We start from the raw sequence: 22,331 nt of genomic DNA, 5'->3' as shown, positions 1-22,331 counted from the left end.
GCGCCTCAAGTCCTTTCTATTCAAGTTCTTCCAAAATGATCTGATCGTTTGTGTACACACAAATCTCGCCCGCGATTTTCAAAGCGGCTTTTGCAATATCTTTGGCGGACAGATTCTCTCCGGCATAGGTTTTCAGCGCTCTTCCTGCTGACAGGGCGTAGTTTCCGCCGGAGCCGATTGCCAAAATGCCGTCATCCGGCTCAATCACTTCACCTGTTCCCGATACGAGAAGCAAGGTATCCTGGTTCATGACAATCAGCATGGCTTCCAGCTTGCGCAGCACTTTATCGCTGCGCCATTCTTTCGCAAGCTCAACCGACGCACGTTTTAAATTGCCGTTGTATTCTTCAAGCTTCGCCTCAAACATTTCAAAAAGTGTGAAAGCGTCTGCAACAGATCCTGCAAATCCGGCCAGAACCTTTCCGTTAAACAGCTTTCTCACTTTTCTCGCGGTATGTTTCATGACTACAGCCTGACCGAATGTGACCTGGCCGTCTCCTGACATAGCGCTTTTCCCGTTATGCTGGACGGCAAAAATCGTTGTCGCATGAAAAGATGACATGAGAAGGGCCTCCTTTTAATTTTCTTTAAAAGCTCTCGGGTGGTGGGACATATATGTGTTTCTCAGCATTTCCTTCGATACATGCGTGTATATCTGCGTAGAAGACAGATTGGAATGGCCCAAAAGCTCCTGGACGCTTCTTAAATCAGCCCCTTCATTCAGCAGATGAGTCGCAAACGTGTGCCGAAGCATATGCGGGTGTATATGTAAAGTGCCGGATGCTTTTTTTACAAGCCCGCTTAAAATATACCGGATTCCTCTGGCGGTCAGCGGGCCGCCTCTTTGATTGACAAACAGCACATCATGAGGCTCTTTTGCTTTTTCAAGCAGGCACTGCCTTCCGCTGTTAATATACAGCTCCAGCGCATCACGGGCATATGAGCCGAACGGGATATAGCGCTGCTTCTTGCCTTTCCCGTGAACGAGCACCGTATCCATGAACAGGTCAAGATCGCCGACAGTGAGCGTACAGCACTCACTGACCCTCATTCCGGTCGCATAAAGAAGCTCAAGCAGGGCCTGATCGCGCATCCCTGACGGCTGACTTCTGTCTGAAACAGCGAATAGTTCCTCAAGTTCTTTTTCATAAAGAAACTTCGGAATCCGTTTCTCTTGTTTCGGCAGATGAACAAGCTGAAACGGATTCTCTTCAACAAGCTTTTCCCTCATTAAAAATTTATAGAAGCTTCTCAAAGCTGAAATTTTCTTGCTGATTGTTTTTCTTGACAGGCCTTTTTCATAAGCCTCTGTCAAAAATATTCTCACATCATGATATGCAGCTTCTTTCATTCCATTTATATTTTGAGCATGCAGAAACATCCCAAATTCTTCAATCGAATTAACATAATTCACAATAGTATATTGTGAATAATTTTTTTCAATTTGTAAATATTCAACGAATAACTTTAAAAAAAAGTTAACATTCTCAGTCATTATGAAGACCTCCCTCTCCGAAGGGCTTTTAAATGGTATCATATAATGCATCGAAGTTGCAATGAAAAGCTATATCGTTTTCGAAATAGTTTGAATAGTTTCAATTGCACGTTTAGCGTATTCTTCATTTCGTTCTTTTTTGTTTTTAATTTTCACAGGCAATTCTTTTAAGAGGCCGAAGTTTGCATTCATCGGCTGGAAGTTCTTCTGATTTGTCGTCGTAATGTAGTGAGCCATGCTTCCGATTGCCGTCTCCTGCGGGAATGTCACAAGATCCTGATCGAGCACAAGTTTGGCGGCATTGATTCCCGCTACAAGACCTGAAGCGGCAGATTCAACATAACCCTCTACGCCGGTCATTTGGCCCGCGAAAAACAGATCGTTCCGCTGTTTAAATTGATATGTCGGGTTCAAAAGGCTCGGCGAGTTGATAAATGTGTTTCTGTGCATGACGCCGTATCTGACGATATCAACATTTTCAAGACCGGGGATCAGTTTAAGCACTTCTTTTTGGTCTCCCCATTTTAAATGTGTCTGAAAACCTACAATATTATAAAGCGTTCCCGCCGCATCATCCTGTCTGAGCTGAACGACTGCATAAGGGCGCTTGCCTGTTTTCGGATCTTCCAGTCCGACCGGTTTCATCGGTCCGAACAGCATTGTTTTCTTGCCTCTTTTCGCCATGACTTCAATCGGCATGCAGCCTTCAAAGAAGATTTCTTTCTCGAATTCTTTTAAAGGTACCGTCTCAGCCGTCGTCAATGCTTCATAGAAACGGTCGAACTCTTCCTCTGTCATCGGGCAGTTTAAGTATGCCGCTTCTCCCTTGTCATAACGGGATTTTAGGTACACTTTCTCCATATCGAGGCTGTCTTTTTCGACAATCGGCGCCGCCGCGTCATAAAAATACAGATACTCTTCTCCCGTGAGCTCTTTCAGCTGCTGTGAAAGCGATTCTGACGTAAGCGGTCCGGTCGCGATAACAGTCGGGCCTTCCGGAATCTCTGTTACTTCCTCAGTAAGAACCGTTACGTTCGGATGGTTTTTCACGAGATCCGTCACGCTTTGCGCAAATTCATGACGGTCAACGGCAAGCGCTCCCCCGGCCGGAACCGAGCATTTATCAGCAGATTGAATGATTGCCGAGTCAAGGGCCCGCATTTCTTCTTTTAATACGCCTACCGCATTGGCGAGTGTATTTGAACGGAGGGAGTTGCTGCATACCAGTTCGGCGAATTTATCAGTATGATGGGCTGCCGTCTGCCTGACGGGCCGCATTTCATATAGTTTCACTTGAATTCCTCTTTTTGCAAGCTGCCATGCCGCTTCACTTCCGGCAAGGCCTGCTCCGATTACATTAACTGTTTGCTGGTTCATTTCTTTTCATCTCCTGTTGTTTGTCCCTTCCACACAAAGAAGGTGAGCAAGGCTCTGCTCACCGCTACTTCTGTGGTTCTTCCTTATAATCGCATTCGACGCATTGGACTTGTATGCCTTTTTTAAGCTTTTTCTCTACGAGCATATTTTCACATTTCGGGCATTTTCGTTCAATCGGTTTGTCCCAAGATACGAAGTCGCATTCAGGATAACGGTCACAGCCGTAAAAGATGCGTTTCTTTTTTGATTTTCGTTCGACAATGTTTCCTTCATGGCACTTAGGACATTTTACGCCGATTTGTTTGACAATCGGTTTTGTATTCCGGCAGTCAGGGAAGTTGGAGCACGCCATAAATTTGCCGTATCGGCCCATTTTATAAACCATCCGGGAGCCGCATAACTCACAATCTTCATCGGCGTATTCAGGTTCAATTTCCACTTCTTTCATTTCGGCTTCCGCTTTTTTCACGCGTTTTTCGAAATCAGTATAGAAGCTGTCAATGATTTGAACCCATTCTGTCTGGCCATCTTCAACATGGTCAAGGTCTCTTTCCATTTTAGCCGTGAATTCAACGTTGATGATTTCCGGGAAAAACTCCATGATAAGATCCAGCACGATCTGCCCAAGCTCAGTCGGCACAAACCGTTTATTGTCTAATCCCACGTAACCGCGGCGCTGGATGGTGTCAAGAGTCGGCGCATATGTCGAAGGACGGCCGATCCCCAGTTCTTCAAGCGTTTTAACCAGGCGCGCCTCTGTATAACGCGGAGGCGGCTGAGTAAAGTGCTGCTCAGGCTCAATATCTTTCGATAAAACCGTGTCTCCCTCTTTAAGGTCCGGAAGCATGCGGTCTTTTTCTTCCAGCTGATCGTCTTTACCCTCTACATAGACTTTCATGAAGCCGGCGAATTTGACTTTACTTCCGTTTGCCCGGAATGTCAATCCGTTATTGCTGAGATCGACGCTCATCGTATCAAGGACGGCAGGCGCCATCTGGCTTGCAACAAAGCGCTCCCAAATCAGCTTGTATAATCTGAGCTGGTCTCTTCCAAGCACCGCTTTTAAGTCGGCAGGTTTTCTGAGCACCGAAGTCGGACGGATCGCTTCGTGGGCATCTTGAGCGTTTTCATTTTTCTTTGCCGGTTTCCGTTTTCCCGCTAAGTACTCTTTTCCGTACGCCTGATCAATAAAAGCTGACGCTTCTTCAACGGCTGTATTGGAAATCCGCGTTGAGTCCGTTCTCATATACGTGATGAGCCCGACTGTCCCTTCTTTGCCGAGATCAATTCCTTCATATAATTGCTGCGCGATCATCATCGTTTTCTTCGCTCTGAAATTCAGCTTTCTTGCAGCCTCCTGCTGCAGAGTGGACGTTGTAAACGGCAGAGCGGGATTTCGTTTGCGCTCTTTTTTCGTAACCTTGTCAACTGTATACTTATTGCCTTTCAGCTGAGCAAGGATGGCTTTTACGTCTTCTTCGCTTTTTAAAGGAAGCTTTTTGCCGTTTTTTCCGAAAAATCCGGCTTCAAACGTCTCTTTTCCTTTTAAAAATGAGCCGGTAATCGTCCAGTACTCTTCAGGTTTAAAATCGTTGATTTCCTTTTCCCGGTCGATGATCAGCCGGAGCGCAACGGATTGCACACGGCCCGCACTGAGGCCTTTTTTTACTTTTTTCCAAAGAATCGGGCTGATTTTGTATCCGACGAGTCTGTCTAGTATGCGGCGCGCCTGCTGCGCATCGACAAGATCCATATTAATCATGCGCGGATGTTTAAATGATTCTTTAATGGCGTCTTTCGTTATTTCATTAAAGACGACCCGGCAGTCCGAGCTGAGATCCAGATCAAGACTGTGTGCGAGATGCCATGCAATCGCTTCCCCTTCTCTGTCGGGGTCGGCCGCGAGATAGACTTTTTTTGCTTTCTTTGCCGCTGTTTTTAATTCTTTTAAAACAGGGCCTTTTCCGCGGATCGTAATATATTTCGGTTCAAAGTTCTGTTCGATGTCAACTCCCATTTGACTTTTCGGAAGATCCCGGACATGTCCCATTGAAGCTTTGACTTTATATTTCTTCCCTAAATAACGTTCAATCGTTTTCGCCTTTGCCGGCGATTCCACGATGACTAGATAATCAGACATTTTCATCCCCCTCAAGAGGTGTTCTCTCTCTTTTCAAGTATCAATTCATTTTAGAGCTGCCTTTTTTTGGCTTTCAACATTTCATTCTTTATGATGAACGTCATTTTATACATGAAAATAATGTGCAACTTTAAATCCTCACTATTATTAAATATTACAATACCGTTTGTCAAACGATATTTCAAAAGGGTTCCGTATACTGAACGCATCGGGGGGTCAGCTCTCCGTCAATATCCTCTGCGCATAATACAGCTTTCGCCCCTTCTTGAATGAGTTTTATAGGTCCTCCGGAATATGGATTAAATATGGAACCCGGAACGGCAAATACCTCTCTGCCTTGATCGAGAGCCTGGTAAGCTGTGATTAATGAACCGCTTTTTTCTTTTCCCTGCACGACCACAATTCCTTCACTTAGTCCGCTGATTATGCGGTTTCTCATCGGAAAGTGCCATTTTTTCGGCTTTGTTTCAGGAGGATGTTCTGAGAGTAGGAGATGGTGTTCAGCCATGTATTCTGCTAACAGGAGATTTTCCCGGGGATAGATGTGATGGAATCCGCCGGCTATCACGCCGATCGTAAGCCCTTTTGCCCTGATGCTCGCCTTATGAGACAATCCGTCTATACCGGATGCAAGCCCGCTTACAATGACCCAGCCTTTTTTTGAGAGTTCGGCGGAAAGATGCCCAACCGCTTTTATTCCGTCTTCCGTCGGTTTCCGCGTTCCTACAATCCCAATTTTTCTGCCTTTTTCAAGAAGCGGCGTGTTCCCTTTTGCATACAAGACAGCCGGCGGATCATAAATCGCTTTAAGCCATGTTGGATAGCGGCTTGATGAAATCGGAATGACAGTAATGCCTTCGCGGCGGTAATCGGACAGAACTTCATCAAGTTCCGGATCCTTGCGCTCTATTTCCCGAAAAATTGCTTCCGGGGCTGTTTTCCCTTCTGATAAAACAGTTAATGGATGCGGATTCGGTAAAAAAGACAGAGAGTGATCAGCTTTCCACCATTTTAATAGAAGAGACGGGGAAATGATTTGATTAATACTGCAGACCATTAAACAGCGCGATGCTTGATCCAAATCTGGAAACCTCCTCTTTTTTTCAGCAAAAACAGGAACAGCCGTTACGGCTGCCCCTGCTTCGATCAGTGCGTTTTGCACGTTTCAAATAAGCCTTTTTCTTTTAACACCTTAATCAGCGTTTCACCCATTACAGAAGGGGTTTCCGCGACTTCAATTCCGCAGGCGTTCATCGTTTTGACTTTTTCTTCTGCCGTGCCTTTTCCTCCGGAGATGATGGCGCCCGCATGGCCCATACGTTTTCCCGGAGGCGCGGTTTTACCGCCGATAAAGCCGACAACAGGCTTCGTCATGTTCGCTTTCACCCACTCAGCCGCTTCTTCTTCAGCTGTGCCGCCGATTTCTCCGATCATGATGACGGCATGTGTTTCAGGATCTTCATTGAACGCTTTTAACACGTCAATAAAGTTCGTGCCGTTGACCGGATCGCCGCCGATCCCTACAGCGGTAGATTGGCCTACGCCGGCTTCTGAAAGCTGATGGACAGCCTCGTATGTCAATGTTCCTGAACGGGACACAACGCCTACATGACCCTTTTTATGAATGTATCCCGGCATAATGCCGATCTTGCATTCTTCAGGTGTAATAACACCAGGGCAGTTCGGCCCTATTAATCTCGTTTTCTTGCCTTCCATAAAGCGCTTCACTTTCACCATGTCCAAAACCGGAATGTGCTCAGTGATACAAATGACAAGATCAATTTCCGCGTCAACCGCTTCCATAATTGCGTCCGCCGCAAACGGAGCCGGCACGTAAATAACTGACGCATCTGCGCCCGTTGTATGAACCGCTTCTGCGACCGTATTGAATACCGGTACGCCTTCCGCTTCCGTTCCGCCTTTTCCAGGTGTTACACCGCCAACGATATTCGTGCCGTATTCCAGCATCTGCTTTGTATGAAATAAAGCGGTAGAACCTGTAATCCCCTGTACAATAACTCTTGTATCTTTATTGATAAAAACACTCATTATCTGGTCCCCTGCCTTTCATTCTTTCCTAAACTAAGGATACGATTTTCTGTGCGCCGTCTGCCATTGATTCCGCAGATGTGATGTTTAAGCCTGATTCATTCAGGATTTTCTTTCCTAAATCTACGTTTGTCCCTTCAAGGCGCACGACCAGCGGCAATGTCAATCCGACTTGTCTCGTCGCTTCAACAACGCCCTCGGCGATGACATCACACTTCATGATGCCTCCGAAAATATTGACGAAAATTCCTTTTACGTTTTGATCGGAAAGAATGATTTTAAAAGCTTCCGTAACTTTTTCTGCGGTTGCGCCGCCCCCGACATCAAGGAAGTTTGCAGGTTCTCCGCCGTAGTGTTTAATGATATCCATAGTAGACATTGCAAGACCCGCGCCGTTTACCATACAGCCGATATTTCCATCAAGGGAAATGTAGCTTAAATCGTATTTTGACGCTTCGATTTCTTTCGGATCTTCTTCATCTAAATCTCTGTATTCCATAATGTCTTTTTGTCTGTATAACGCATTGCTGTCGAAGTTCAGCTTAGCATCCAGCGCCATGACGTTTCCGTCCCCCGTAACGACGAGAGGGTTGATCTCGGCGATCGAGCAGTCCTTCTCAACAAATGCTTTATATAAACCGAGCATAAATTTAGCGGCTTTGCCGACAAGCTCTTTCGGGATGTTAATTGCGAATGCAATTTCCCTTGCCTGATAGCCCTGAAGGCCGACAGCCGGATCAATTACCGCTTTTTTAATTTTTTCAGGTGTTTTTTCCGCTACTTCTTCAATCTCCGTTCCGCCTTCTTCAGACGCCATTAAAACGATTCTTGAAGTAGCGCGGTCAAGTACAAGCCCGACATAGTATTCCTTTTTAATATCGCAGCCTTCTTCAATAAGTAAGCGTTTTATTACTTGTCCGTCCGGACCCGTTTGATGTGTGACGAGCGTCTTGCCTAACAGTTCTTCGGCATACTCTTTCACTTCATCTTTTGTTTTTGCAATCTTTACCCCACCAGCTTTGCCGCGGCCGCCAGCATGGATTTGCGCCTTTACGACATAAACCGAGCTTGACAGGCTCTCTGCTTTTTCAACTGCTTCCTCTGCTGTAAAAGCCACTTTACCTTCAGGAACAGACACCCCGTATTTTCTGAGGACTTCTTTTCCCTGGTACTCATGGATATTCATTTCCCATCCTCCTAACTTATGTAGCAAAACTAAAAATAGACTGCGCTTTCATTCTATATAATACTGGAAGAATTGTCTAGGGTTCAAAACAAAATCTTTATATCCTTCCAAACATTCTAACTTTTATTTTATTGAAAATATAAATTTAAACGGAGTCCGGGAAATGAATGGTCCTTATTTTTCGTTTTTCAGGGTTTCGTCCAGTTTGTAAACAAATGAAAAAATTTCGGCAACGGTTTCATAGAGCGCCTCCGGTATCTGATCGTCAACCGTCAAATGGCGCATTAATTCGACAAGGGTTCTGTCTTCCTGAATGGGAACCCCCGCCTTCTCAGCTTCTTTTATGATATTTTCCGCCACGTGCCCCCTGCCTGTTGCGACAACCTTCGGGGCTTGGTCTTTCTGCCGGTCGTAATGCAGGGCGACAGCTCTTCTTAACGGCGTTTGCTCTTTCATATTTTCACATCCACTTTTCTTCCGCCGTCTTTTTCTATAAACTCTTCCACAAGAGCGCTCTGGTCTTTCGGGCGCCGTTTTTTAGCCGTGACGCCTGACAGGCTGAAGCCCGTTTCTTTTACGGCTTCTTTTAAAGCCGGTACGAGAGGGTCGATGGCCGCCTGAAGCTCAAAATCAGTCTCAACCGTAATGGTCATTACATTTTGCTGAATCATGCAGTCCACAACGGTTTCTTGCAGTGTTTCAAGGTGCAGCAAAAACAGGAGCCTGCAATGTGACGGATCGAGTTTTCCGTCCGGCTTCTTCCGTCCTTTAAAGAGAACTGTGATGTCATTCTCATACGCGGACGCTCCCAGCGGAAATGACAGCACCATCTGCGTAAAAGAAGGGTTATGCTGCTCAATAAACAGCTGGCCGTTTAATTTATGAATAAGCGGTTCCGCCTCTTGTTTAACGGATTGGGGCGCTTCTTGAAGCGTCCGGACGGCTTGGAGGGCTGTTTTCAGCGCTTGTTTCTCCGGCTGCGGAGACACGCCTTTTTCAAGCGCTGTAATGAATGATAATTCATCACGTGTGCCCAGTCCTTTTTTGATTTTCTGCAAAAGGCTTAATACATCATGTTTTTCTGCATATTTCAATTCGGTGAGCTGAGCGGCTTTTTCAAAAACAGCCGCCTCCTGTTCTGTCAGATGTGCGTTTTGAAGAACAGGTGCTGTTTTAAATGTTTTTTCTTGAGAAATGAAAGCCTTAATGATCTCCGCCGTTACTTTTACGGGACGGTTTTCAGTTTTTTCTGCCGATGTCATTAATTTCTCTATAATCTGTTTTGCCGTTTTTTCAGGCAGTTCCGGATCTGTCCGTGCACTCGGAGGAGAAGGCTGGCTTGAGACTGCCTTTCCGTTTTCACGAGTCTCTCGGACAAATGGTGATTGTTTTGATTCCGTCCGTTCTCCTTCATCCATCAGCCCGGTTTCTGAGAGCGGCATGCGTGCAGTCTCGGCAAGCTTCTTCAAGAGACGTTCTGCATGAAGATCCGTTTCCGCGTTTAACACGTCAGAAACCGCCTCTTTGAGCACAGACAGCTCTTTTGCCGATTGCGGAGCCTGATTGATTGCCTGAAGCAGTCCTGAGAGGAGGCGCCGGGTCGGAACCGGATATTTAACAGCATGAATGGCTGACAAGACTTCCGGATGTGCGGGCAGTTCCCGTTTCAGCGCAAATACGATTGTTTCCGCCGCTTTTTTCAATTCGGCGGCCGGAAGCGATTCAGCCCAGCGGATGCAAGCTTTGAGGCTGTTTTCCGTCATCGGCAGCTTCTGCTGCATAAACGTTTCGGCAATCTGCAGAGACACAGGGCCTGGTTTGACAGAAAGAGCGTTTAACAGTCTTCCCGCCGCTTCCTGAACGGTTTTCGGGTTTCCTTCGAATTGGTCGATGACATGAAGCCGGCCCGTTTTTTCCGCCGGCTGTTTGTCATAAGAAAACCAGTAATACGCCTGCGGACGAAGGGCGGTTTCAAGTTTTCCCTGCATCGTCCGGCCGCCGATTTGGATAAGAGCGCTTTGATCGTCCAGCAAACGGAGAACCTTCCCCAACAGCAGCCTTTGAGCGCCGCTGTCTTTACCGCCGTCTTGCCGGTCCGGAGGGATTTCCGCCGTCAGCTGTCTGAAAGCCGCTTGGATTTCGCCGCTTATGTTCATGTCTTAAGCCTCTTTTCTAACAATAAGATTGAACGGGAGCGAACGTTTTTCGGTGAATAGTTGTCGGTCCGTATGCCTGAAGAGCTTCAAGATGTTCTTTCGTTCCGTAGCCTTTATTTTTTTCAAAGCCGTACATGGGGTAGGTTTTGGCGTACTCAGCCATGAGACGGTCCCGCGTTACTTTTGCGATGCAGGCTCCGGCGGCAATTGACACGCTTTTGGCATCCCCTTTTATAACTGATGACTGCGGAATGTCAAGCGGAAGGGTCATGGCATCAACAAGCAGATAATCAGGTGTTTCCGTTAAAGCATTGACGGCTTTTACCATCGCCAGTCTCGCGGCCTCATAAATGTTGATCCGGTCAATGACGTCCGCATGGACAATGCCGACTCCTACAGCCGCCGCTTCTTCCGTGATCCGGCTGTAATACTCCTCGAGCTTCTTTTCCGACAATTTCTTCGAGTCCGTGAGACCGAGAATCTCGCATTCTGCCGGCAAAATGACGGCGCCGGCGACAACCGGTCCGGCAAGCGGCCCTCTTCCGGCTTCGTCAACACCCGCAATCAGGCGGAAGCCCTTTTTGGATGACAGTCTTTCGTATGCCGTCATGTTCAGCCATTGCTCTTTAAGAGCTTTTTCCTTCGCGTGCTTTTTCAGCCATTGCTCTAAAAGCGTCTGTACGCTTTTTCTCGGGTCTTTCTCACATTGGGCAAGGAAGGGGTCGCTTTCGTCCCTGACCTCTTGCAGGCGTTCTTTTACGCTTTTTACGGTTAATGTATTCACGTTCTCTTCTCCCTTACATTATGTATATCGGTATTCTGCGGAAAAAATAAAGACCCGCATCGCTGCGCGTCTTTATTCTGATGGTGTTTCAAATGAAAGCCTGCCGAATTTTTCCGTCCGGATGTCCCGAATGATGACTTCCGTTGTTTTATCATAGTCAACCATTCCGCCGCCCATCAAACAGCCGCGTTTTTCACCGATCGCGTCGAAAAGAGCGGCGATATCCTCAGGGATTTCCTGAAGTCCGTAGCGCTCCTTCAAGCGGTCGGGATAATGCTCTTCCAGAAAGCGCAGCCCGAAGACGGCCACATCCTGCAGGTTGATAATCGTATCTTTAATCGCCCCGGTGATCGCCAGACGCAAGCCGACAAGCTCATCTTCAAATTTAGGCCATAAAATTCCCGGTGTATCGAGCAGCTCTAATTCCTTGCCTACCTTTACCCACTGCTGTGAAGTGGTAATGCCGGGCCTGTCTCCCGTCTTGGCAATGTTTTTTTTGGCCAGCCGGTTAATGAGCGTAGACTTGCCGACATTCGGAATGCCGATGATTAATGCGCGGATTGCTCTTGGCCTAACACCTTTTGCTTTCATTTTATCGAACTTATCTTTCAGCAGCTCTTTCGATGACGGCACGATTTGATGCAGTCCCTGCCCGTTAACGGAGTTTATTGAAAGAGAGGGAATGCCCTGTTCCTGAAAGTGGTCCTTCCACTGAGCAGTCACAGCCGCATCCGCCTTATCGGCTTTATTTAAAAGCATAATGCGCGGCTTATTCTTTAAAATCTCCTCAATCATCGGATTTCTCGATGACATCGGGATTCTCGCATCCACCAATTCGTATACGATATCAATTAATTTCAGTTTTTCTGTTACTTCCCGTCTCGCTTTAGCCATATGGCCTGGGAACCATTGAATGGTCATGTGACTTCGACACCTGCCTTATTTACCGGAACCGGATGTTCCGATGATCTCTTATGTATTTTACGTTGCTTGTTCTGCTTTTACAAATTTCATATAAAAAAAGAGCCTGTTACGGGTAACAAGCTCTTTTCGTTCGTTATCATTATCGTCTGATTTCTTTAATACGAGCCGCTTTTCCGCGAAGTTCACGCAGGTAGTAAAGCTTAGCGCGACGTACTTTACCGTAACGTACAACTTCGATTTTCGCGATTTTTGGTGTGTGTACAGGGAATGTACGTTCAACGCCAACACCGTAAGAAATCTTACGAACTGTGAACGTTTCGCTGATTCCACCACCACGACGCTTGATCACAACACCTTCGAAGATCTGGATACGCTCACGGTTACCCTCAACAACTTTTACGTGTACACGTAAAGTGTCACCAGGACGGAACGCAGGAAGATCAGTGCGAAGCTGTTCTTTTGTGATATCTTGAATTAGTTTTTGCATCGTTTTCAACTCCTTCCAACAGATGCTCTTGGCCACAACTGCAAGGCACAGCGGAACATCGTTTTCAAGCTTCTGAAGGATAAGCCTCCTTAAGCCACAAGTAGTATCTTATCATATCTTCATCGCCTGCGCAATAGAATCTATTCGTTTTCCCACTCGGAAATCCATTTTCTTTGCTCATCAGTGAGAGGATAGTTTTCAAGAAGATCCGGACGTCTTAAAAAGGTTCTTCTGATTGATTCTTTATTGCGCCATTCTTGTATTTTTGCATGGTTGCCGGACAGAAGGGTCTCAGGCACTTTTAAGCCTTTATAATCTGCAGGCCTCGTATAGTGCGGATGCTCTAAAAGCCCCGTGCTGAAGGAATCCTCCACGTGGGATGCTTCTTTCCCGAGGACGCCCGGCAAAAGCCTGACAACGCTGTCAGCGATCATCATGGCAGGGAGCTCTCCCCCGGTCAGCACAAAATCCCCGATGGAGATTTCATCAGTGACAAGATGTTTCCGGATCCGTTCATCATACCCTTCATAATGTCCGCAAATAAACATGAGATGTTCCTCTTCCGCCAGCTCCTCGGCTTTCTTCTGCGTATAACGCTCACCTTGCGGGCAGACGAGAATAATGCGCGGCTTGGCGTCCGTACCGGCTGTCAGCTTTTCAACCGCATCAAATACAGGCTGCGGCTTTAATACCATCCCGGCTCCCCCGCCGTACGGGTAATCATCAACCGTTTGGTGTTTATTATCCGAAAAAGCCCGGAAATTGATGACGTCAAAACGGACAGCCTCTTTTTCCTGTGCTTTTTGCAGAATGGATGAGCCGAGCACCCCTTGAAACATTTCGGGAAACAGTGTTAAAAAGTCGATTTTCATTCGTCTATTAACCCTTCCATTACATGAATCTTAATTTTCTTCTCATTTATATTAATATCCTTTACCACAGAAGCAATATACGGAATGAGCGCATCTTTTTTGCCTTTTCTTGCAACCACCCATACGTCATTAGCCCCGGGCGTCAAGATTTCCTTCACTGTGCCGATCAGTTCCCCGTCTTCTGACACAACCTCGCAGCCGATGATTTCATGAAAATAAAATTCATCTTCTTCAAGCTCTCCCAAGTCTTCTTCAGGGACTTTGATCACCATGTTTCTTAGGTGTTCGACTTCATTGAGACTCGGCATTTCTTTGAATTGCAGCAGGTGAAACTGCTTGTGAAGCCTGTGGGCGCTGACCGTTACTTTGATTGGCTCCGCAGCCCCTTCCGCAAACAAATAAAGCGTATTGCCGGGCTTGTACCGTTCTTCGGCAAAGTCCGTTTTAGAAATGACCCGCACTTCGCCTTTAATGCCGTGGGTATTTACAATTTTGCCTACATTAAACCATCTGTTTGTCATATTATCACCTCGGGCGGATTTCAATTACTACCCCGTCTTTTATGACGATGGTATTTGCCGCTGTTTTTTCATGCCAGTTATCACCGACGTTGATTGAAAGCAGCGCATCGATCTCCTTTTCCTTCACTTCGCTTCCAAGCGGGAGCGACTCTGTCTGGCTTATTTGGAAATCGATCATTTTGATTTTGTCTTGTCTTTTTTCAATGGCTTTTTTAAAAGATTCCGCTACATCGGGATTCTGCTGATCTTTTTCATGTTTTCTAAGCTGAAAATAGAGCTGGCTGCATTCTCGTTCAAGCGTTTGCTTTTTTTCTGCAAAAGAGGCCAAAAGCTTTTCCTTGCTTTGCTCGGTCAGAACCTGCATAACGGTTACCCTGTGAATAATCTGCATAGTACCAGACTCCCCACTCTTCCAACATATTTCTGTTCATTTGCCTTTTTTACGTGTAAAAAAAGGGGAGGTGCCGGCCCTCTCCCTTTTTCAGTCAAATATTTCAAATTGAACTTTCTTAGAAGACTGTGCGCCAGCTGCAAAAACGACGGTTCGAATCGCTCTTGCAGTCCGGCCTTGCTTTCCGATAATCTTACCGGTATCTGACTTATTGACAGATAAGCGCAGCGCAATCTTTTGATCAGTCTCTTCCTTTGTGACCGTTATGTCTTCCGGATGGTCGACAAGCGGAGCCACAATGCTGACAATCAAATCTTCCAAGTTCTGATCAGTCATTACTTGCCTTGTTTAGCGTTGTGGAATTTTTCCATAATTCCTTGGCTTGAGAACAAGTTGCGGACTGTATCAGAAGGTTTAGCTCCTGTTTGAAGCCATTTAAGAGCAAGCTCTTCGTTGATTTTCACTTCAGCCGGTTTTGCAACCGGGTTGTATGTGCCGACTGTTTCGATGAAACGGCCGTCACGCGGTGAACGAGAATCTGCTACAACAATACGATAGAAAGGAGATTTTTTTGCTCCCATACGTTTTAAACGAATTTTTACTGCCATTTTACTAGCACCTCCGAAAATATTTCAACAAGATAGTATATTAACAATGATAAAAGTGTTTGTAAAGTGTTTTTTCTTAACAACGGTTTTATCATGTATAACCGATTACATAAAAGGTAATTTAAAGCCTTTTTTCTTCCCTTTTGTCATGTTGGTCATCTGCTTCATCATTTTTTTCATTTCCTCAAACTGCTTTAAAAGACGGTTGACTTCCTGAACGGATGTTCCGCTTCCTTTGGCAATCCGCTTCCGCCGGCTGGCGTTAATGATATCCGGCTGTTCTTTTTCAAGAACAGTCATTGATTTAATGATCGCTTCCACATGATTCAGCTGTTTTTCATCGACTTGGATGTTTTTTAAGCCTTTCATTTTGCCTGCGCCGGGCATCATTTGCAGCAGTTCGTCAAGAGGCCCCATGTTTCGGACCTGGCCGAGCTGCTCCAGAAAATCATCCAATGTGAAGCTCATCGTTCTCATTTTCTGCTCAAGCTCTTTGGCTTTGTCTTCATCAACGGTCGCCTGAGCTTTTTCAATCAGCGTCAGCACGTCACCCATTCCGAGAATCCGGGATGCCATCCGTTCAGGATGGAATGCTTCAAGAGCATCGAGCTTTTCTCCCATTCCGGCGAATTTAATCGGCGTTTCGGTGACCGCGCGGATAGAAAGCGCCGCACCTCCCCGGGTATCCCCGTCAAGCTTTGTTAAAATGACACCCGTTAAACCGAGCTGGTCATTAAAGCTTTTGGCGACGTTTACCGCATCCTGACCGGTCATTGAGTCGACGACAAGGAAAATTTCCTCAGGATTTGCGACTTCCTTTACGCCGGAGAGCTCATCCATCAGTTCGTGATCGATGTGCAGCCGTCCGGCGGTATCTAAAATCACATAATCATGATGCTCTTCCTTCGCTTTTTCAATCGCCTGTCTGGCAATTTCCACAGGGCTGACCTGATCGCCAAGCGAAAAGACCGGCATATCAAGCTGTTTCCCCAGTGTTTCCAGCTGTTTAATCGCGGCGGGGCGGTAAATATCCGCAGCCACGAGCAGCGGTTTGCGGTTATGTTTTTTGCGCAGCAGGTTGGCAAGCTTCCCCGTGGTTGTCGTTTTACCGGCACCTTGGAGCCCGACCATCATAATAACGGTCGGGGGGCGTTTGGCGACGGCAATTTTACTTTCTTCGCCGCCCATCAGCTCAGTAAGCTCTTCTTTTACGACTTTAATAACCTGCTGACCGGGTGTCAGACTCTGCATAACGTCCTGTCCGACAGCCCGTTCACTTACTTTTTTCACAAAATCCTTTACGACTTTAAAGTTAACGTCAGCCTCAAGAAGCGCAAGACGAACTTCACGCATCATCTCTTTTACGTCTTGTTCGCTGACTTTTCCTTTTCCGCGGATTTTTGAAATCGTCTTTTGCAGTCGGTCGGCTAATCCTTCAAATGCCATTGTTTGCCGCCTCCTAATCTAATTTCTCAAGCGCTTCAATCAGAGCCGTCATTTTTTCCTCTTCCTGCAACCCGGAAGCAAGCTCTTTCAGCTTTGTAAACATTTCTTTACGCTCCTGAAACTTTTTAAAAAGGAGCAGTTTTTCTTCATATTGTTCAAGCATCGCTTCAGTCCGTTTGATGTTATCGTAAACGGCTTGCCTTGAAACGTCATACTCTTCGGCTATTTCACCAAGGGAGAAATCGTCCAGATAATAAAGCGACATATAGCTCTTTTGTTTTGACGTCAGCAACGACTGATAGAAGTCAAATAAATAGTTCATTCTCGTCGTTTTTTCGAGCGACATTTGAGCTCTCCCCTTTGTTAAGTCAAATCCCTTTACAAAAACTTAGTTTACATGGTTTCAGAGCGTGTGTCAAGTTTTTATCTTGTCAAAGCATGATGCTCTTTTTACATAATAAGTTTTTTTAAAAAAATTCATATAGACCGTCGTTAAAATACTCGAATTCTTGTTTTGATACACGATAGCGGCAATAGCCTTCGTAAAAAGCATTAAGGCATGCTTCATTTGTGACAAAATGACTGATCGCTAATGATTCATCATATCGCGGATCTCCCGCCGATATTCCCGCAGCATCGATAAACAGATAGACCTCTCCGTCTTTCACCAGCACATTATCAGTCGTGCAGTCACCGTGAATCATTGTCTGCTGAACAGGAACAGGCCTGTACCTGTCCAATTCCTTCAAAAGCTCTGCACTTCCTTCAGCCTGTCCTTTTTTGACATATTCCCCGGCTCGTTTGATTTGCAGATCGAGCCAGTCTGTTTCCGGCTGTAAACCAGAGACCATTTCGGTTTCATGCAGCCGTTGCAGAAACTGCCCGAAACTTTTGATCAGCTTTTTCTTTTAAGTATCCCCTTTTGCTTTTCTTAAAGCCGAAGTCAGGGTGATTCCATCCTCAAATGACATTAGGATATGGCTGGCATGCTGTTCCTGTATCATCCCATAATAAATAGGAACAGGCAGACGACGAGTTTCCGTCAGTTTTTGTAAAACGAAGGCTTCTCTCATTAACCATTCCCGATACTTCTGTTGAAAAGAACTTTTCAGCAGAAATGCGTCTTGGCCAGTCACTATTTTTCGAACGGTTGAAGTGCCTCCCTGTTCATCCAGCAGCGACATATGGTTTATCGCGCCGATCTTACTTTCCAATTCAGCTTTCAGCCATTTGTCCAACAATTGCCCCCTCCATTCCGATCTATCAATGCGTATAAAAAAACGAGTATAAAACCGTCCATTTTATACTCGTTTTTTATTCATTAATCCTCGGCTTTTTCAACTAAATCAGAAAAGAGACCGTATACGTAAGATTCTGCATCAAACCGCTGGAGATCGTCAACCTTTTCTCCGAGGCCGACCAGTTTCACGGGGATGTGAAGCTCATTGCGGATCGCCAGGACGATACCGCCTTTTGCGGTGCCGTCAAGCTTCGTTAACGCGATACCCGTCACATTCGTCGCTTTGGAGAATTCTTTCGCCTGCGCCATCGCATTTTGGCCTGTCGTCGCGTCCAGCGCAAGGAGAACCTCATGCGGAGCCTCAGGCACTTCGCGTTCGATGACGCGTTTGACTTTTTCAAGCTCTTTCATTAAGTTTACTTTATTCTGAAGGCGGCCGGCCGTATCACAAATCAGCACATCCGCTCCTCTTGCTTTAGCCGCGTGTACGGCATCATAAATAACCGCAGCAGGGTCGCTTCCGGCAGCCTGTTTAATGACAGGCACGCCTGTACGCTCCCCCCACACTTCAAGCTGTTCAATCGCCCCGGCTCTGAAGGTGTCTCCGGCAGCGAGCACAACGGATTTGCCTTCATTTTTCAGCTTATGGGCAAGTTTTCCGATCGTTGTCGTTTTTCCGACGCCGTTTACCCCGACAAGCAGAATAACGTTCAGGCGCCCGTCCTGAATATTTAATTCAGAAATCTGTTCGTCGCCGCTGTTATAAATGTCGACAAGCTTTTCAGAAATGACGGACTGCACTTCCTGAGGATCCTGGATGTTTTTCAGCTTCACTTCATTTTTGAGTTCATCAATCAGCTCCATAACGGTTGTAAAACCGACGTCAGCGCCAATCAGCACTTCCTCAAGCTCCTCGAAGAAATCCTCGTCGACTTTCCGGTAGCGGGAGACGAGTTCGTTCACTTTATTTGAGAAGGAATTTCTTGTTTTTTCAAGACCATCTTTAAATTTTTCAGAGACGGAGTCTGTCTGTTTCGTGATTTTCTCTTTTAATTTTTTAAAAAAGCTCATCTTTCAACCTCTTTCCTCGTTACTGAACGAATTCTTTTGTTTCTTCCAGTTTGACCGAAACCATTCGGGAAACGCCGGATTCCTGCATCGTAACACCGTAGAGGACATCCGCTTCTTCCATGGTGCCTTTTCTGTGGGTGATGACGATAAACTGGCTGTCGCCGCTGTATTTTTTTAAATATTGCGCAAACCTGAATACATTGGCTTCATCAAGCGCAGCTTCCACTTCATCAAGGACGCAGAACGGCACGGGCCTTACTTTCAGAATGGAGAATAAAAGGGCAATGGCAGTCAGCGCCCGTTCTCCCCCTGACAAAAGATTTAAGTTTTGCAGTTTTTTGCCCGGAGGCTGCGCGATAATGTCCACCCCGGAATTAAGAAGATCATTCGGATCAGTCAGCTTCAGTTCAGCCCGTCCTCCTCCGAATAAAGAACGGAACACGTCGTTGAATTGAGAACGGATCTGGACAAACGTTTCATGGAATCGCTTCGTCATTTCAGAATCCATTTCTTCAATGACTTGAAACAGTGTGTTTTTCGCTTCCGTCAGGTCATTTTTCTGCTCTGTTAAAAACTGATACCGTTCGTTTACTCTTTCAAATTCATCGATGCTGCCGAGATTGACCGTTCCGAGCTCTTCAATTGAAAGCTTGATCAGTTTGACCCGTCTTCTCGCCTCTTCAGGCTCGAGTTCGAGCTGATATTGTTCTTTTGCCCCTTCAAAGGATAAGCTGTACTCCTCGCGTAAATACTGCAAGAGATTATCAAGCTCGACTTCCATCCGGCCGAGTTTTACCTCTTCATCTTTCAGAATGTCCGTTTTTTGCTTGTACAGACGCTTCATCTCTTTCAGCTCAAGCTCGTTCGTATCAAGCGCCCTCTGAAGCTTCACCCGCTGGTCGCGCCGGCTGGCGATCAATTCGATCGTTCTCGTTTTATCGTGAAGCTTGTGATGGGCTGCTTCTTCAAGCTGCTCCTCACCGCTTGTGCTGGACGTCATCTCTGAGGTCAGGAGGCTTAAATCTTCCCGTGTTTCTTTCAGAGCGAGCTGCGTTTCTTCAAGCTCTTTTTTCAGCCGTTTGAGGTTGTCTTCTTCACTCGAACACGCCTGTTCTTTTTTCGCAGCAGCCACTTTACATTCCGTCAGTTCATGAGAGAGCGTTTCTTTTGTTGAGGATAGGGTCTGCTTTTGTTTTGTCAGCCTTTCCATCTCTTCCTCAAGCTCTTTCAGCTGGCCGGATGCCTCACTCAGCTGTTCTTCCAGAGCTGATTTGCGCGTCTCTTTTTCCCGGCTGCTTTCGGTCAGTGATGCTTTCTCCTGATCGTAAAGCTCCAGATGGATATTGATGTTCTTTTCAGCGACTTCGAGTTCATACAGCCTGCCTTTTACATCCTGCTGCTTTGTTCTGAAAGCTTCACCGTCTTCACGGAGACCGCTCAGCGTATGTTCAAGCTCTTGAATGGCCTGCTTCAGCGTTTTGACCTCTTTTTCGAGCAGAGCTGTTTTTTCTTCCATTTCGGCAAGCCGCGCAGTCACCGTCTCAAGCTCACGGCTTCTGCCGAGCAGAGAATTGTTTTTCTTTTTGACCGCGCCGCCTGTCATTGATCCGCCTGGATTGACGACATCGCCCTCAAGCGTCACGATGCGGTAGCGGTGCCCGAGAAGCTTGGCCAGTTCATTCGCGCCTTTTAAATCTTCAGTGATCAGCACGGTGCCGAGAAGGTTTTGAATGACATTCCGATACGCGGCATCATATGTGACAAGCCCGCTCGCTGTGCCGAGGAAAGACGGATGCTTCTGAGCCGTCTGTTCATCACGGGTTTGGAGCTGGCGCGGTTTCATAACCGTAAGCGGCAGGAACGTCGCGCGGCCGAATGAATTCTGTTTTAAATATTGAATCGCTTTCCGCGCCGCCTGCTCGTCGTCTGTGACAACGTGCTGCGCCGCTGCGCCGAGTGCAATCTCGATCGCCGTTTCATACTTTTGTTCGGTGGCAATCAGTTCGAGAACGGCGCCGCGGATGCCGCCGAGCTTCTCTTTCTGCTTCAGCACTTCTTTTACGCCTTGGTAAAATCCTGAAAAATCGCCTTGCATCGTTTCAAGCATATCTTTTTTGGATCTGGCCTGCTGGACGAATTGATATGCCTGATACAGCGCAGATTCTTTCTTTTCATATTGGCGTTTTTTCTGTTCATATGCTGTCTGGACTTCGCGAAAGCGGACGACCTGATTGTGAATATCCTCTTCAACGGCAGCCAATTCTTCTTCGCACGCCGCTTTGCGGACTGCAATATCGTTACGTTCTTCAAGATATTTTTCATTGTTTGCGGTCAGTCTCGCCTGCTGGACCGCAGATTGGGACATCTGGTCATCTAAAAGCTGCAGCTCGTTGCGAATCGACGCCTGGCTGTTTAACAATTCAAAGTAATCGCTTTTTAATTGTTCAATTTTCTCTTCTACATTTTCATTATGCAGACTGAGAGCCTGCTGCTTTTCTTTCACCTGGGCGTTTAACCGCTTCACTTCCGCACGAAGTTTATCATAGACGGCAGACTGTTTTGCAATGTCCGCTTTCAGTTCGGCTTCTTTGTTCGTGTAATGTATAACGGATTCCTCAAGCTGTTCCCGGTTTTGCGCGGCGTTTTTTTTGCGCTCTTTCAGCACTTCTTTCCGGCCTTCCAGCTTTTCCAGCTCTTCACTTGTCACGAGCAGAACCTGCTGCAGTTCGTTGACGGATTCATCAAGCGCGTGGATTTTATCTCTCGTCTCTTCTATCATGGCTTCTTTTGCGGATAGAGCCGATGATTCCGCCAATTCTTCTTCTTTAGCAGCCTGCACCTTGTCTTTTAAACCCGACCATCTGCCATGCAGTTCTTCGATGTCAAAGGCGGTAAGGGCAATTTCGACATGCTCAAGCTCTTTCTTTTTTTCTAAGTAGTCTTTGGCGATTGATGCCTGGATTTTCAGCGGTTCAACCTGATCTTCAAGCTCGTGGAGAATATCTTCCACCCTGTTTAAGTTATCCTGCGTCTCAAACAGTTTGTTTTCCGCTTTTTTCTTTCTTGTTTTATATTTCAGCACGCCGGCCGCTTCTTCAAAAATACTGCGGCGGTCTTCCGCTTTGCTGCTGAGAATCTCTTCGACTTTCCCCTGGCTGATAATAGAGAATGCTTCTTTTCCGAGCCCGGAGTCCATAAATAAGTCAATGATGTCTTTCAAACGGCACTGCTGATTGTTGATGAGAAATTCACTCTCTCCGGAACGGTACACCCGTCTCGTCACGCTGACTTCGTGATAATCGATCGGGAGAAAATGATCTTCATTATCAAGCGTTAACGTGACTTCGGCAAGGTTCAGCCGCTTGCGCGAATCACTTCCCGCAAAAATGATATCTTCCATTTTTCCGCCCCGAAGCGAGCGGGCTGATTGTTCGCCGAGCACCCAGCGGATGGCTTCGGTAATGTTGCTCTTTCCGCTGCCGTTCGGACCGACAACGGCCGTGACGCCTTTTACAAAGTCAACGGATATCCGTTCTGCAAATGATTTAAATCCTATAACGTCTAAACGTTTGAGGAACATCCCA

21 protein-coding genes and 1 pseudogene are annotated in these 22,331 nt (G+C 46.4%); all 22 read right to left on the bottom strand.

The genetic code is table 11. From position 1 onward, the window contains the following. Positions 1-16: 16 nt before the first annotated feature. The gene (gene hslV / locus NQS30_RS07670) at positions 17-562 is read right to left on the bottom strand and encodes an ATP-dependent protease subunit HslV (RefSeq protein WP_003154267.1); all 546 of its coding nucleotides are present in this window, start codon (positions 560-562) and stop codon (positions 17-19) included. A 15-nt stretch (positions 563-577) separates the two neighbouring features. Next, positions 578-1,495, bottom strand: a complete 918-nt coding sequence (xerC, locus tag NQS30_RS07665; protein ID WP_007409774.1) for a tyrosine recombinase XerC — start codon at positions 1,493-1,495, stop codon at positions 578-580. A 69-nt stretch (positions 1,496-1,564) separates the two neighbouring features. Further along, the gene (gene trmFO / locus NQS30_RS07660; protein WP_218791630.1) at positions 1,565-2,872 is read right to left on the bottom strand and encodes an FADH(2)-oxidizing methylenetetrahydrofolate--tRNA-(uracil(54)-C(5))-methyltransferase TrmFO; all 1,308 of its coding nucleotides are present in this window, start codon (positions 2,870-2,872) and stop codon (positions 1,565-1,567) included. A gap of 64 nt (positions 2,873-2,936) precedes the next feature. Next, positions 2,937-5,012: a type I DNA topoisomerase gene (topA, locus tag NQS30_RS07655; RefSeq protein ID WP_007409771.1), complete on the bottom strand. Its 2,076-nt coding sequence runs from the start codon at positions 5,010-5,012 to the stop codon at positions 2,937-2,939. 181 nt (positions 5,013-5,193) lie between these two features. Then, on the bottom strand, positions 5,194-6,093 hold the full coding sequence (gene dprA, locus NQS30_RS07650; RefSeq protein WP_025284725.1) for a DNA-processing protein DprA: 900 nt from the start codon (positions 6,091-6,093) through the stop codon (positions 5,194-5,196). A 65-nt stretch (positions 6,094-6,158) separates the two neighbouring features. Continuing rightward, positions 6,159-7,061 carry a succinate--CoA ligase subunit alpha gene (gene sucD / locus NQS30_RS07645; protein WP_003154281.1) on the bottom strand — a complete coding sequence of 301 codons (903 nt, stop codon included), beginning with the start codon at positions 7,059-7,061 and terminating at the stop codon, positions 6,159-6,161. Between the two features lie 28 nt (positions 7,062-7,089). Then, complete coding sequence (gene sucC, locus NQS30_RS07640; RefSeq protein WP_003154283.1) at positions 7,090-8,247, bottom strand: ADP-forming succinate--CoA ligase subunit beta; 1,158 nt, start codon at positions 8,245-8,247, stop codon at positions 7,090-7,092. 174 nt (positions 8,248-8,421) lie between these two features. Next, a complete protein-coding gene (locus tag NQS30_RS07635) occupies positions 8,422-8,703 on the bottom strand; it encodes a FlhB-like flagellar biosynthesis protein (protein WP_015239847.1) in 282 nt (93 codons plus the stop codon). After that, complete coding sequence (locus tag NQS30_RS07630; protein ID WP_025284723.1) at positions 8,700-10,403, bottom strand: hypothetical protein; 1,704 nt, start codon at positions 10,401-10,403, stop codon at positions 8,700-8,702. Before NQS30_RS07630 ends, NQS30_RS07635 begins: the two co-directional genes overlap by 4 nt. 16 nt (positions 10,404-10,419) lie before the next feature. Further along, a complete protein-coding gene (locus tag NQS30_RS07625) occupies positions 10,420-11,187 on the bottom strand; it encodes a ribonuclease HII (RefSeq protein WP_007611398.1) in 768 nt (255 codons plus the stop codon). A gap of 72 nt (positions 11,188-11,259) precedes the next feature. Beyond that, positions 11,260-12,108, bottom strand: a complete 849-nt coding sequence (gene ylqF, locus NQS30_RS07620; RefSeq protein WP_007409766.1) for a ribosome biogenesis GTPase YlqF — start codon at positions 12,106-12,108, stop codon at positions 11,260-11,262. Between the two features lie 142 nt (positions 12,109-12,250). Beyond that, the gene (gene rplS / locus NQS30_RS07615; RefSeq protein ID WP_003154288.1) at positions 12,251-12,598 is read right to left on the bottom strand and encodes a 50S ribosomal protein L19; all 348 of its coding nucleotides are present in this window, start codon (positions 12,596-12,598) and stop codon (positions 12,251-12,253) included. Between the two features lie 140 nt (positions 12,599-12,738). After that, positions 12,739-13,470: a tRNA (guanosine(37)-N1)-methyltransferase TrmD gene (gene trmD / locus NQS30_RS07610; RefSeq protein ID WP_218791629.1), complete on the bottom strand. Its 732-nt coding sequence runs from the start codon at positions 13,468-13,470 to the stop codon at positions 12,739-12,741. Beyond that, complete coding sequence (gene rimM, locus NQS30_RS07605; RefSeq protein WP_003154290.1) at positions 13,467-13,991, bottom strand: ribosome maturation factor RimM; 525 nt, start codon at positions 13,989-13,991, stop codon at positions 13,467-13,469. The genes trmD and rimM overlap by 4 nt, the downstream gene beginning before the upstream one ends. A gap of 4 nt (positions 13,992-13,995) precedes the next feature. Further along, positions 13,996-14,382: a YlqD family protein gene (locus tag NQS30_RS07600; RefSeq protein ID WP_003154291.1), complete on the bottom strand. Its 387-nt coding sequence runs from the start codon at positions 14,380-14,382 to the stop codon at positions 13,996-13,998. 90 nt (positions 14,383-14,472) lie between these two features. Further along, positions 14,473-14,718, bottom strand: a complete 246-nt coding sequence (locus NQS30_RS07595) for a KH domain-containing protein (protein ID WP_007611392.1) — start codon at positions 14,716-14,718, stop codon at positions 14,473-14,475. Then, positions 14,718-14,990 carry a 30S ribosomal protein S16 gene (gene rpsP, locus NQS30_RS07590; RefSeq protein WP_003154296.1) on the bottom strand — a complete coding sequence of 91 codons (273 nt, stop codon included), beginning with the start codon at positions 14,988-14,990 and terminating at the stop codon, positions 14,718-14,720. Before rpsP ends, NQS30_RS07595 begins: the two co-directional genes overlap by 1 nt. 105 nt (positions 14,991-15,095) lie before the next feature. Continuing rightward, the gene (gene ffh / locus NQS30_RS07585; protein WP_007409763.1) at positions 15,096-16,436 is read right to left on the bottom strand and encodes a signal recognition particle protein; all 1,341 of its coding nucleotides are present in this window, start codon (positions 16,434-16,436) and stop codon (positions 15,096-15,098) included. Positions 16,437-16,449: 13 nt separating this feature from the next. Beyond that, complete coding sequence (locus NQS30_RS07580; RefSeq protein WP_003154299.1) at positions 16,450-16,782, bottom strand: putative DNA-binding protein; 333 nt, start codon at positions 16,780-16,782, stop codon at positions 16,450-16,452. A gap of 121 nt (positions 16,783-16,903) precedes the next feature. After that, positions 16,904-17,674: pseudogene (locus NQS30_RS07575) on the bottom strand (phosphotransferase family protein). Positions 17,675-17,757: 83 nt separating this feature from the next. Beyond that, positions 17,758-18,747: a signal recognition particle-docking protein FtsY gene (ftsY, locus tag NQS30_RS07570; protein WP_038457996.1), complete on the bottom strand. Its 990-nt coding sequence runs from the start codon at positions 18,745-18,747 to the stop codon at positions 17,758-17,760. A 19-nt stretch (positions 18,748-18,766) separates the two neighbouring features. Then, complete coding sequence (smc, locus tag NQS30_RS07565; protein WP_218791628.1) at positions 18,767-22,327, bottom strand: chromosome segregation protein SMC; 3,561 nt, start codon at positions 22,325-22,327, stop codon at positions 18,767-18,769. Positions 22,328-22,331 lie beyond the last annotated feature (4 nt).

Origin of the sequence: Bacillus sp. B1(2022) (assembly GCF_040259625.1) — a bacterium.
GTDB lineage: Bacteria > Bacillota > Bacilli > Bacillales > Bacillaceae > Bacillus > Bacillus velezensis.
This window is presented reverse-complemented; position numbering and strand designations above follow the sequence as displayed.